Annotated in this window: 11 protein-coding genes and 1 pseudogene; 3 read left to right on the top strand and 9 right to left on the bottom strand. The window is 44.9% G+C overall.

Features of this window, described 5'->3' with window-relative positions; all coding sequences use genetic code 11:
* Positions 1–205: 205 nt before the first annotated feature.
* From JCM15907_RS11095 to ung, 6 genes and pseudogenes are all read right to left on the bottom strand, one after another.
* Positions 206–1,161, bottom strand: a pseudogene (locus tag JCM15907_RS11095) (NAD-dependent epimerase/dehydratase family protein).
* Between the two features lie 95 nt (positions 1,162–1,256).
* Positions 1,257–2,972: a phosphoethanolamine transferase gene (locus JCM15907_RS06180; protein ID WP_025843143.1), complete on the bottom strand. Its 1,716-nt coding sequence runs from the start codon at positions 2,970–2,972 to the stop codon at positions 1,257–1,259.
* A gap of 101 nt (positions 2,973–3,073) precedes the next feature.
* On the bottom strand, positions 3,074–3,997 hold the full coding sequence (locus JCM15907_RS06175) for a hydrogen peroxide-inducible genes activator (protein WP_025843142.1): 924 nt from the start codon (positions 3,995–3,997) through the stop codon (positions 3,074–3,076).
* Positions 3,978–4,661, bottom strand: coding sequence for a DedA family protein (locus JCM15907_RS06170; RefSeq protein ID WP_025843141.1), 684 nt, complete (start codon positions 4,659–4,661; stop codon positions 3,978–3,980). Before JCM15907_RS06170 ends, JCM15907_RS06175 begins: the two co-directional genes overlap by 20 nt.
* Before the next feature lie 31 nt (positions 4,662–4,692).
* On the bottom strand, positions 4,693–6,414 hold the full coding sequence (locus JCM15907_RS06165) for a glutamine--tRNA ligase/YqeY domain fusion protein (protein ID WP_025843140.1): 1,722 nt from the start codon (positions 6,412–6,414) through the stop codon (positions 4,693–4,695).
* 192 nt (positions 6,415–6,606) lie between these two features.
* Complete coding sequence (ung, locus tag JCM15907_RS06160; RefSeq protein WP_199897231.1) at positions 6,607–7,275, bottom strand: uracil-DNA glycosylase; 669 nt, start codon at positions 7,273–7,275, stop codon at positions 6,607–6,609.
* Positions 7,276–7,940: 665 nt separating this feature from the next.
* Between ung and JCM15907_RS11090 the strand changes: the two genes are divergently transcribed.
* From JCM15907_RS11090 to JCM15907_RS06145, 3 genes are read left to right on the top strand one after another with little or no spacing between them, the layout of a single operon-like run.
* Positions 7,941–10,295 carry a TonB-dependent receptor gene (locus JCM15907_RS11090; RefSeq protein WP_025843138.1) on the top strand — a complete coding sequence of 785 codons (2,355 nt, stop codon included), beginning with the start codon at positions 7,941–7,943 and terminating at the stop codon, positions 10,293–10,295.
* The gene (locus JCM15907_RS06150; RefSeq protein WP_025843137.1) at positions 10,288–10,980 is read left to right on the top strand and encodes a hypothetical protein; all 693 of its coding nucleotides are present in this window, start codon (positions 10,288–10,290) and stop codon (positions 10,978–10,980) included. Before JCM15907_RS11090 ends, JCM15907_RS06150 begins: the two co-directional genes overlap by 8 nt.
* Positions 10,981–11,014: 34 nt before the next feature.
* A complete protein-coding gene (locus JCM15907_RS06145; protein ID WP_025843136.1) occupies positions 11,015–12,037 on the top strand; it encodes a hypothetical protein in 1,023 nt (340 codons plus the stop codon).
* Positions 12,038–12,151: 114 nt separating this feature from the next.
* Here the strand turns inward: JCM15907_RS06145 and JCM15907_RS06140 are convergent, their stop codons facing one another.
* The 3 genes from JCM15907_RS06140 to yidD all read right to left on the bottom strand — a co-directional run bounded on the left by JCM15907_RS06140 (position 12,152) and on the right by yidD (position 13,115).
* Complete coding sequence (locus JCM15907_RS06140) at positions 12,152–12,340, bottom strand: hypothetical protein (RefSeq protein WP_025843135.1); 189 nt, start codon at positions 12,338–12,340, stop codon at positions 12,152–12,154.
* Positions 12,331–12,708 (bottom strand): TatD family hydrolase, encoded by a 378-nt coding sequence (locus JCM15907_RS06135; RefSeq protein ID WP_025843134.1) that lies wholly within the window; start codon positions 12,706–12,708, stop codon positions 12,331–12,333. Before JCM15907_RS06135 ends, JCM15907_RS06140 begins: the two co-directional genes overlap by 10 nt.
* 143 nt (positions 12,709–12,851) lie before the next feature.
* On the bottom strand, positions 12,852–13,115 hold the full coding sequence (gene yidD, locus JCM15907_RS06130; RefSeq protein WP_161782528.1) for a membrane protein insertion efficiency factor YidD: 264 nt from the start codon (positions 13,113–13,115) through the stop codon (positions 12,852–12,854).
* Between the last annotated feature and the right edge of the window lies 1 nt (position 13,116).

The raw sequence follows: 13,116 nt of genomic DNA, 5'->3' as shown, positions 1-13,116 counted from the left end.
AGCAAAAGAGAACCCTACTTCCGCCCTCTCGAAGGGTATCCCTCGCTCTCACAATAGGAAGACAAAGTACTCTCGGGAAGAGAGTTCCCAAAAGACCTCTAACCACCCACTTATAAAAATACCCCTTGCTCTACAACCATAGAACAAGGGGTTTATTAGTAGCTCTTTTCTACCCCCGAAGGAGAGAAAGAAAAGCAATCAATACTTATTTGCCGTAACGCTCTTTGAGGATGCGAATCATATCTTCGCTCATAGAGTCCATATCGTACTGTGGCTTCCAATCCCACTCAGCACGGGCGCAACTATCATCCAAAGAGTTAGGCCAAGACTCGGCAATACCTTGACGAAGAGGGTCTACATCGTAAGTCATCTCGAAATTAGGTATTAACTTCTTCACCGCAGCAGCAATCTGACTGGGTTCAAAGCTCATAGATGCGATGTTGAATGAATTACGGTGTACCAAACGTGTAGGGTCTGCTTCCATCAATTCGATACAAGCACGAAGCGCATCGGGCATATACATCATATCCATGTAAGTACCCTCCTTGATAGGACATACAAAGCGTCCCTCTTTTACCGCTGCATAGTAAATATCCACCGCATAATCGGTAGTACCACCACCGGGTAGCGTAACGTTAGAAATAAGCCCAGGGAAACGTACCGAACGAGTATCTACTCCGAAACGTTTGAAGTAATAGTCGCTGAGCAACTCTCCTGCTACTTTGGTTACCCCATACATTGTCTTAGGGCGTTGAATAGTATCTTGAGGGGTCTTGTCCTTAGGAGTATCTTCTCCAAAAGCTCCAATAGAGCTGGGAGTAAATACGGCACACTTCTTCTCACGAGCTACTTCCAAAACATTGAAAAGTCCGCCCAAACCGATGTGCCACGCGAGTTGAGGCTTCGCTTCTGCTACGGCACTAAGAAGTGCGGCAAGGTTGTAAATCGTATCTACCTTATACTTATCTACAACTTCTGCTATTTGTTGCGCATTGGTAATATCTACCACTTCGCAAGGACCAGTCTCTGCCAACGCTCCTTTGGCTCAGCCCCAGGAATGTATCCTGCTACAACATTACCAGAGGGATATGTTTCCCTCAACTTCAGAGCAAGCTCTGAACCGATCTGACCGGTAGAGCCGATAATGAGAATATTTTTCATTACGCTTGATTGATTAGTACTATATTACGCCTTTCAAAAGGACAGTGCAAAATTACGTATTATTTCGGTCGTTACAAGCATCTCGTTCTATATCTTTAATGCAGTGTATCGTCTGCCGAGCGCACCTTTAGATTAGGACTCAAATAGTAACGCTTGCGAGGGCGATAGGTAGTATCTGCCACCGAGATAGGAAAGTCGGGCGAAGCAATACCCGAAAGTCGTACCAACAAAGGAGGTATATCGACTATGCTAATAGGGGTATTTCGTTTCTCCTGCAAAGTCCGAACGAGCGGAGCATTAAGCCTTTCATAGGCTTTGTTATACACGATAATGAGGGGGATTTGAAGCTCATCTCTCAAAGGGTGTTCCGACCCATGCAACAGAGCTCGAGGGTCTATCTCTCCTAATCCTTCACCATGGTCGGGAGCATAGAGAAAGAGGGCTGGTCGGTCGAGTGCATCAATGCGTTTTGCAACTTCATTAAGGAAGAAATCGGTATAAAGAATGGAATTATCGTAACTATTGATAAGGGCTTTGTGATTAGAGGGATGAAGCACGCTATTAGTAGTTTTATAGCTACGAGTAGTAGGAGTAAAGCATTCAAACTCGATGGGATAGCGAGCATCGTAGCGGAAGTGGCTTCCCATGGTATGCATCACGATACAAGCCGGCTGTTTGCGCTCTACAACAGAGGTCAAATAATCATCCAGAGGAGCGAGCATGACAGTATCATAAGAGACCAAATTCTCGACATCTTTACCCGTATTAAAGTAATAATCTACCTTGTTGGAAGAAGCACGAACAATGGCAAAGTTCGAGGCTTGATTGCCCAGCCATGCGGTCAAAAAACCCGCCTTATTAAACAAATGAATCAAACTGCCCTCATGTTGCCAACGTTTGAAGTCGTGCGGTGTAGACCTACTTATCATCATAGGCACGGCAATAGAGGTAAGTGTCGCTGTCGAGAGTACATCCGAAAAAATAATCATACGCTCCCTCTGCGCCAAAAGAGGAGTAGTCGTGCGTTCGTAGCCATAGAGTTGCCAGTGCGACACATTGCCCGTCTCTCCGATAATAAATACTACAATTGGATATTCCGATGCAGGCATTTGCTCCGTAATAGGAGAAGAAGTTATCTCAAAAGCACCATCACCAATCTGCTTGGAGTAGAACCTCTCCTCCCGACGCACCGATATGTAACGCCCCGTATTATAAAGAATATCTATCGGGAATACCTTGCAGAGCTTGGATGCCGTATAGGTAACTGCAAAGTCGAGTTTGAATGCCACGGTGGAACGCTTATTGGGGAGCTTATACATCTGTACCGCAACTGCTCCTAAGAAAAGAAAGAAAGCCACGGCAATGGCAGAGCGAATTTTGGCAGAGAGTACAATAGGTCGCTTTTTCCATACCAAAAAAGCCCAATAGTACATAAACCAATAAAGTAAAGTAATCGCTGCAATCACGATATAAAGCCCGAAGAGTTCCATCAATTCTCCCGAATTGGTCTGAAATGTAGCTTGTACCAAACCAAAAGAAACAGGCTCTCCCGCCAAGACATACGAAGCTACTTCTGCTGGAAAGAAAAGAAGCCAAACAGCCCCTAAGATAGGAGCAATGCGCCCTCCAATAGCCCCTAACATCCCTACACATAGAGCTGCCAAGACCAAAAGAGCAGAGCTAAGGAAGATACTTTCCGAAGTTTGCTTGTCCGAGAGTACTATAATCCAAGTAGGTAGCCAGCAGAGGAGAGCCATAAGCAAATAGGCTCTTCTCGGAGTGAGTTGGAAGAGTCGAAAAAAAGCTTTCATGTTATTGTGGTTATGTGGTGTGTACTTTTTCCTACTTCCCATAGTGGAGTGTATAGAAAACTCCTGAAAGACAGGTTCTAACTATCTCTCAGGAGCTATTTTTACTTAGCCAACATCTGCTCTGGGCTTATAGAGAGCATCTCTCGGGGTACGGAGCTTTGGATGCTCTCCTCGAAAAGTGCCAAGATAGACTGGCGTACAAAATCTCTTCTATAAGCAAGATAAATGCCTCTCACGGGACGTGGTATTGCAAAGGGTCGTATTAGCGTACGTTGATTTGTATCAAGATAGCGCTCTGCCAACTTCGGTATAAAGGTAAGTCCCTGCCCAGCCTCTACGAGATGCATAAAGGAAAGAAGGTTACCCTCTGAATAGGTCAACTTCGCTTTGCTTTGAGACTTTAACTGGCAGAAACGTACCAATTGATCTCTAAAGCAATGTCCCTCATCAAGCAACCACATACGCTGAGCGTCTACCTCGGCTGTGCGTACCACTGAAGAGCGGTATATCTTTTCGTTGCGAGATACATAGCCTAAAAATTCTTCAAAATAAAGCTGCGAATAACGAATATCTGTGTGTTCAGGATCGGAGGCTATAATGGCCATATCTATGGTACGGTCGGCAATGGCCTTCAGACAGTCGCTCGTTTTCATTTCGACAATTCTAAGCTCTAAATCCTTAAAGCTGGTCCTCCACTTAGGCAATACCATAGGGAGCAAATAGGGCGCTATGGTAGGCAACACCGCCAGAGTAAAAGTACCCTGTATAGTATGCTTTTCTTCGTCAATGATACTTCTAATCTGCGATGCCTCTTGTAGGATACATTTGGCTTGATCGATTACTTTAAGCCCTATCTCAGTAGGCCTCTGTTGGGTACGGTCGAAAAGAGTAACGCCCAGCTCCTCTTCGAGCCGTTGAATCATAGTGCTAAGTGTCGGTTGCGTTATGTCGCAAGCGGCAGCTGCTTTGGCAAACTGTCTATGTCTGTCCAAAGCTAAGAGGTATTCAAGTTGTTGGAGAGTCATCTTTAGAAGGCACAATAGTTTGTTTTCTATTTTTCCTCTTTTTGTACACCTTAGTTAGTACCAATGGTATAATAATAAGGTGAAAAAGGATAAGGATAACGATGCTTATCTGGTGACTATATACCGTCACCTTTTCGATTAACTGCTCTTTGGTCTCTATACCAGGTATTTTGGATACTGAGTAACCCAAGATGTAGAGAATAACATTCCACACCCCTGCTCCTAACGTCGTATAGAGCATAAACGATAAGAGGCGCATACGAGCCAAACCTGCGGGTATAGAAATCAACTGCCTGATACCGGGCAACAACCGCCCTATGAGGGTAGAGACAGCTCCCTTGCGGTCGAAATAGTGTTCGGCACGTACCAACTTCTCTTCACTCAAGAGCAAAACGCGTCCCAGACGACTACGAACGAAAGCATGTACCAACGGACGCCCCAACCATAAAGCGAGGAAATAGTTGATCACAGCCCCACAAAGAGCTCCCAATGTGGAAACTAACAAAACAAGACTTCCGTTCAACTCTCCCTGAGCTGCCAAATAGGCAGCAGGAGGCACTACGACCTCGCTCGGGAAGGGAATGAAACTACTCTCGATAGTCATCAAGAGAAAAATTGTCAGGTAATTAATATGCGATAAATACCACGCTATAAAAGCCTGCATAACGATAAAGAGTTGTGAGGGTTACAACAGCTTAGTGCTTGGCGACAATCTTACTCCACGTATCTTTGAGCGATACGGTACGGTTAAACACCAAGTGCTCTTTAGTACTATCCTTGTCTACCACAAAGTAGCCCGTACGTTGGAACTGGAATTTATCTCCCTCAGAAGCCCCTTGTAGGTACTCTTCTACTTTTGCGTTGGAAATCACTTGTAGCGAATTAGGATTGAGCATCTCTTGTAATGTCTTGCCTTCCACCGAAGAGGGGTCTTCGTCTACAAAAAGACGGTCATAGAGTCTCACTTCGGCATCTATTGAATGCTGGGTAGAGAGCCAATGTATCGTACCCTTTACCTTACGGTTACTTCCTGGCAATCCGCTACGAGTATCGGGGTCATACTCGGCATATACTTCGAGCACATTACCCGCTTCATCTTTCTTGCAGCCTGTGCATCGTATTATATAGGCATTCTTCAAACGCACCTCATTGCCTGGGGTTAGGCGGAAATACTTCTTTGGAGCCTCTTCCATAAAGTCTTCTCGCTCTATCCACAGCTCCCGTGAGAAAGCGATAGAGTGTGTACCATCGGCTTCATTTTCAGGATTATTGACTGCATCGAAGTACTCCACTTGGTCTTCGGGATAGTTAGTTATTACCAAACGAATAGGGTCTAAAACAGCCGAAACACGAATAGCCTCTTTGTTCAAGTCCTCACGCACGGCATGCTCAAGGAGTGCCACATCGATCATTCCATCGTACTTCGTATAGCCGATGCTATCAATAAAATTGCGGATAGCCTTAGGAGTATAACCTCTACGGCGATAACCACATATAGTGGGCATACGGGGGTCGTCCCATCCATTCACCAATCCCTCTTTGACCAACTGCAGCAGCTTACGCTTGCTCATCATAGTGTAAGTAAGGTTCAATCTATTAAACTCATACTGACGAGGACGATAATGGCTATCCTTATCCTTAAGAAGGTCTATGAAATAGTCATAAAGCGGACGATGAGGAACAAACTCCAACGTACAAATCGAGTGCGTTACACCCTCGAAGAAGTCGCTCTGTCCATGTGCAAAATCATACATCGGATACACCTTCCACTGCGTACCTGTACGGTGGTGAGGATGCTTGATAATACGGTAGATAATAGGGTCACGGAAGTGCATATTGGACGATGCCATATCTATCTTGGCACGTAAAGTCATAGCTCCCTCTTCAAATTCGCCTGCATTCATCCTGCGGAAGAGGTCCAAGCTCTCCTCTTTGGGACGATTGCGATAAGGGCTATCGACACCTGCTTGTGTGGGCGTACCCTTCTGCTGAGCAATCTCTTCGGCGCTCTGTTCGTCTACATAAGCATGCCCCTCCATAATCAAACGTTCGGCAAAAGCATACAAATCTTCGAAATAATCCGATGCGTAGTAAATAGCTCCATATTGAAAGCCGAGCCAATGTATATCCTCGACAATGGCATCGACATACTCAACATCTTCCTTTGTCGGATTGGTATCATCAAAACGAAGATTGCAGACCCCATTATACTTCTGAGCCATTCCGAAATCAATACATATCGCCTTGGCATGACCTATGTGCAGATAGCCGTTAGGTTCTGGTGGAAAACGTGTCTGCACACGACCATCATTGACTCCTTCTGCTAAATCTTTTTCCACAATCTGCTCTACGAAGTTTAAGGAGCGTTTCTCCTCTTTGGCAGTTTCTAACGGATTGTTATTATTGATTTCGTTCATCTTTCTTGTTCTAACAAGTGGTACACCTCAGAAAAAAGTTAAAGACCATCACCGAATTACGGGACACCTATAACAGAACAAAGATAAACCTTTTCGGTTAAAAATCGAAAATATATCCTCTGATGTATAACCCCCTGTCTCCCCTCTATTAGCCCCTGCAGATGGGAGAAACGGACAGAGGGCGCACGAAAGTTACCAATTGATAGGCTCTTTGCCCTGTGCTATGAGATATTTGTTCGCCTTGCTAAAATGCTTGCAACCGATAAAGCCACGCGAAGCCGACAGAGGCGATGGGTGAGGTGCCTCGAGTATAGCGTGCTTACTGCTCGATATCATCGCTGCTTTGCGCCGAGCCGAACTCCCCCAAAGCATAAAAACAAGACCTTCTCGCTGCTTGGCGAGCGCCTCTATGGCAGCATCGGTAAAGGTTTCCCAACCTCTATTTTGATGCGATGCAGCACTATGCGCAGCCACTGTGAGCGTGGCGTTAAGTAAGAGCACTCCCTGCTCTACCCACGGTCCCAAATGCCCCGAACGAATGATAGAGGGGCGACCCAAATCGGTTTCGACCTCCTTGAGTATGTTACGCAAACTGGGTGGAATAGTAATACCCTCAGGCACGGAGAACGCCAATCCCTCAGCTTGCCCTGGCTCGTGATAAGGATCTTGCCCCAATATAACCACTCGCACCTTATCGAACGGACAAGCATCGAAAGCCCTAAAGATATACTTGGCAGGCGGATAGACCCTACCCGTGGTATAACTTTGACGCACAAAGTCGGTCAAGGCAGTAAAGTAAAACTTCTCGAACTCCTTGGACAAGACTCGTTTCCAACTCTCTTCGATGCGTACATTCATAATTTGTGTCGGGGGATGTAGCAAAACTCTTCTCGTTTTTCCGCACTCCAAAGATATACATTTTCTCTATGCGGGACGATTTCGATGACGAGAGGGCTATACAAAAGACTATTCTCAAAAGTAACAAAAGGTATAAAGGTCAGGAACAAAAGGATTAACCCTTTTGGAAGTTTACACGGAGGGTTTCAAGAGTTTGCTCGGATGGTTAAAAAATAGACACAGAGGGTTTGAAATGTTGGGGCTAAAGGTAGTGTCAGGAAGCTATCTGCCCATTACAATTCTCGTCCACTTACTCTACCACTTTTCCACGATCTTTTACCCTTTCAGAGAGGTAGGAAAAGAGGATAAAATATCGAATTCAGACTAAAGAAAGTATTGCTCTACAAGAACAAAAGCAATAAAAAAAGTTCTTTTTCAAAAACAGGAAAATCCTTTATTATAAAGAGCTAAAAGAGATTTCAAAACCTCAACTTTATAATTACCATTTGCAAAAAGCCCAAAAATCATCTATCTTTGTTTTAGTTCTTACGAAAGAGATGTATCGAAAATCGACCAAAGAAACCTGTATATAATAGTCTCAAAGAGAACAAAACTCCACCTATTATTTACCGCCACCGCCCGAAACCCGTCATGAGACGCCTATATAATACACTGATGCCGTACGCCAAATGCCTTGCTTCTCTTCTATTGCTTTTGCTGGCACCTCATACCCTCTTTGCTCAGAGCAAAGTAAGCAAACAGCTGGAAATAGTCATCTTGGAAGCACACACCCAAGAGCTATCCCAGGAGCTGTAGTGCGTATAGAAGAGTATCATACAATCACCAATCCACAAGGTATAGCCTACCTCCAATGGCCCTCGGGGCGTAAAGCACACCTTATGGTACATGCCGTGGGCTACCAAGAATTACAAAAAGAGCTTACCTATGACGAAGTGGGCAATGCCCCTCTTACCCTCTATTTACAGAATGTAGTCCTCGACGAAGTCGTCGTTACCACTGATAAAAGAAAGCGCGAGCGAACCACAGTCTCGGTACGTATGAGTCAGGCGCAACTCAAAGAGAATGTGGGTAAAAACTTAGCACAAATCCTCCAACAAGTACCGGGGATGAGTAGCATCAGCAGTGGAGCTACCATCATGAAACCCGTTATTCAAGGCATGCACAGTAGCAGGATACTACTTATCAACAATGGGGTGCGCCAAGAGGGGCAACAGTGGGGTGCCGACCATGCGCCCGAGGTAGATGCCTCCTCGGTAACCGACATGGAAGTTATTAAGGGAGCTGAATCTATCCGCTACGGAGCTGGTGCCATAGGAGGGGTAATACTAATGAACACTGCTACCCTACCGGAAGAAAGTCAATGGGGAGGGAAACTCTCGTTACAAGGAGCCTCCAACGCTCGAAGTTGGGGCATAAATGCCGATACTTACGGAGGTTATAAACCTATTGATGGACTAAAGTGGCGTTTGCAAGCCTCTTCGCTCTACGCAGGAGACTACCAAACAGCAGAATATGTATTAAATAACACAGGGGTTCGCGAAGCTGGCTCTACAATAGCTATTGGACTCAAACGCCCCACCTTTTCCATAGATGCTTTTGCCAGCCTATACTATGCACAGCTGGGAGTATTCTATGGAGCGCATATCGGCACTCTGGACGACCTTTTGGCTCGTTTTGAAAAGGGACGTCCTATGCACACCGTACCAGCTTCCTACGCTATCAAACACCCCAAGCAAGAAGTACTTCACCTTATTGGGCGTCTTTCTGGAGAGTACTCCATGGGCATAAAAGGCTTGATACGTATGCAATATGACGTACAGAGTAATGCTCGTGACGAGTTTGAAAATCGCCCTGGTCGCTTCCAGCATGCTCCCTCGATGGGTCTCTTCCTAACGACCCATTCGGGACATTTAAGCTGGGAGTCAGACAAGCATATCCCTTTACGCTTCATAGTAGGTACTTCTCTCAATTTCCAGCAAAATGCCAATCGTAACGATACTGGAGCTGTACCTCTCATCCCCAATTACGGTTCTTTTTCGATAGGAGGGTATGCCATAACCAAGTATATCCAACGCCTTTATGAGTTGGAAGTAGGGGTGCGCTATGACTATAAGTATCTCGACGCCAAAGGATATGATAACTTAGGTCGCTTCTATGGGGGTGAAAGTACATTTAAGAGTCCTTCTTTCTCACTATCTGCAATGAGACGCTTGGGCGACAGAGCCTCTTTTAGCAGCAATTTAGGGTTAGCATGGAGAGCACCCGATGTAAACGAACTTTACAGCAATGGCCTACATCACGGAGCCGCCTCCTACGAAATAGGAGACCCGAACCTTGCTCCCGAAGCCGCTTGGAAGTGGAACAATGAGCTTAACTACAATACTGGCTTCCTCTCGCTCACGACGAGTTTTTTTGCACAATGGGTAAAAAATTACATCTATGACGCTCCTCAAAAAGATACCTCTACGGGTAAAGCCGAAGTAAAAGAATTGATTGCAGGAGTCTTTCCCGTATTTCGCTATCGACAGGCCAATGCCCTATTTTATGGAGGCGATATGAGTCTAACCCTCGAACCTTGGAAAGGCATAAGCTATCATGTAGAAGGACAGTGGATAAGAGCTATCAACCGAGAGACCAGAGGGTTCTTTCCCTACATCCCCTCGGATCGCTATTCACAACGCATCGATTGGCGCCCTACCCTATCACTAAAAAACATTCGAGAGCTATCTTTTGCACTCCAACATCTCTACGTAACGCAACAAACACGCTTTGACCCCGATATAGATTTCATTCCTCAAACACCTCCTGCCTATCATCTTTTCGGAGCTTCTGTAGGAGCCTCTTTTCCCATAGGTAAAGGCTTATTGGAGGTACGATTAAAGGGAGAAAATCTCCTCAACCGACTCTATAAAGAATACACCAACCGATTTCGTTACTATGCCCATGAAAAGGGCAGAGATGTGCAACTCTCTATAGCTACACGCTATAACAAGAATAAACCAACAAACAATAGATATGAATAGAAAGCATCTTGCCTCCCTTCTTTGGGGAAGCCTATTTTCGCTCCTTTTCTTGGCATGTAAAGCCCCTGAAGTAAAGAACCATGTCGAGGAAAGAGGGCACGAATTCCCTTGGAGTATCGAAGTTCTCTTTACCCCAGGTACAGCACAAGACACCACAACGCTCTATGCCGAACGATTTACCCCTTCTGGAGGAGAAACTCTCAGCTACACCATTACCACCGACGATAGCGATGGTACTATCCGTAAGCCCGAACCTATCCGCTTGGCAAAGAACCAATGGTACAAGGTAAATATAAACTTCTACAACAAAGCCAAGGTGCGTCTCAATGCACAATACTTGACCCCCGAACAGGCATCTATGCATCAATTTTTCTTCGTATGCACTCGATTGAAAAATACTTCTCAAAAGTATCCTTCCAAAATAGCAAGCCAAGTCATTTACAAGTATATGGATGTTGCTCCTTCCGGCGGAGAGCGACAACCCATCGGATTTGAAGGAGTGCTTCGCCTCAAAGAAGAGCTTGCCTACACGGACTTTAACTTGCGCACCCAACTGGTACACGTAGTACCTCCCGCTACTAAAAAGAGCAAGGAGGGTAGCTACTATCCTTTTGACGAACCGGGCGAACACCTCTTAGGAGTTACTGATATAGATTTACAAATACCTATTATAGTACAGGAATAAACTACTATTTACTCAATACAATTTATATTTGATTATGAAGAAAATCATTTTTATGCTTGCGCTCACGACAAGCGTAGCGCTCTCCTTTTCTTCTTGTAAGAAAAAAGAGATTACAAACAAGGTGGAAGGAATTATGCCTCAAAAAATCGAGCTACAAATGCGAGGTGGACACATGCATGGCTCGCTATTTCATGCCGATGCTACCCTATCGCAAGTCGCTTTCCCACTCAAAAACAAAGCTCTCGTAACTCTCGAATTGCAAGCTGATGGCAAAAGCTATAAGCCTCTAAGCAATGAGCCTATCCGCCTAATAGCCAATCGTGTGTGGTCTTCGGAGATTGTTTTCTCGGATCGTGACAACAAGCGTTTGAATGGCTACTATACTGCAAATGACAAAAAAGACCTCTTCCAGTTCTTCTTGACAGCAGAAAATGTGCGTCAATATACCCCAGGACAAGCACAAGAAGGTGCTACACTCAACAAGTCGTTAGAGATGATGATGAGCGGATTTGTATATAGAGACACCAATCCAGAGCATCTTATGTTCGGAAAAAAGAATGGACATCATCATGGAGATCATGACCACGACCACGGAGACCACGATCATGACCATGGAGACCATGCACACGCTGGTACTCTAAGACACGATGACGACGAAAAAGTAGAACTCTCTAACGCCAACATCGGCTTCAAGGGCTACTTCAACAATCCTGCTACCCAAAAAGCCGAAAACTTTATTGGAGTGCGTGAGAGCTATGTAGCTTTCGACCTTGTATATCACTTTGTTCGCTTTGCAACACCAAAAGATAAGATGAAAGGCAATCAGCATCGCAATGCCTTCGCCTGGGAGGAATCGTTCAATGCTTTGACCCTATGTAGCTTTAAGATACCTGTGCGCATCGTAACCAAACATCCTAATGACAAGGAAACCCTCAATATCTTTTTCAAAGATATTGCTAAGGAGTTCCAACTCACTGAAGAACAAGTTCATGAAATGTGGGACGAGGCTCGCAATATCCCTCAAGAAGAGCGTAAAAAAGAATACTACTCTATGTAATTGAGACCATACGAAAGCATTGCACTTTTACATAGATACAAAAAAAGGAGACCATTTATAAATGGTCTCCTTCTTATTTCTAATAGAAGCTAACAAAAGTTACTCATGGAGGTTTCAACGCATCGAAGAGAGCAAGTAAGGGAGCAAGGGCAAGAGTTCTGCCCCCTGTTCAAAAATAGTTTCTCTAAGGGTTTTAGAAGTGATTCCTAACATCTCGGCTACTTGCTGATAATGGGTAGCTATCGAAAGCTCTGCCTCATCGGTCTCTAAGAAAAGATGGTGTGCCTGCCAAGCTACGAGCAAAGATTCTTGCGAATAGTGGCTTCCGAATGAAAGGTAAAACCCCTTGTCAATAAGACTCTTTGCCAAATCGGGCTTTCCTCGAAAGCATGAATGATGAAAAGGGGTTGTTCTCGCCCCAACCTCTTTAGCGTGGCAAACAACTCCTCCCACGCCTTAACGATGTGCAATATGCAAGGCAAATGGTGCTGATAGGCGATTTGACACTGCATCTCGAAAGCACTCTTTTGTAACTCCATATCGACTCGACTATTACGATCTAAACCTATCTCTCCCAACATTAGTATATTCTCCTGTTGGGCATAGTGCTCAAGGAGATAGAGTAACTTCTGAAGTGTTGCTTGCTCTATATGCCATGGATGTAAGCCCACGGAAACAGGCTGTTCTCCTATATCATCTGCTCCCTGAGTACAGAGGTCTATGCTTTTTATCGCTAAGACTTCAGATGAAATGAACCTTTAGAATGGGTATGCAGATCTATAAATGGAGCCATAACGAAGTGTTGATTTATTGATTAAGGTACTGGATCGTAACCATTTCCACCCCAAGGATGACAGCGCAAGATGCGTCGAATAGTGAGTTTGAGCCCCTTGAACGGCCCATGTTTGCGCAAGGCTTCTAAAGCATATTGCGAGCAAGTAGGAGTGAAACGACAGGAGGGAGGAAAAAGAGGAGATATAGCCCCTCGGTAGAAGTGAATAGGAAAAGAGAGAATAAGCACAAGAAGGTGGCGCAATGCCCGATAAACTTTCTGTCCAAAAGATGCTAATTTACTCATA

It is taken from the genome of Porphyromonas gingivicanis JCM 15907 (genome assembly GCF_000614585.1).
In the GTDB taxonomy this organism is placed as follows: Bacteria; Bacteroidota; Bacteroidia; order Bacteroidales; family Porphyromonadaceae; genus Porphyromonas; species Porphyromonas gingivicanis.
This window is presented reverse-complemented; position numbering and strand designations above follow the sequence as displayed.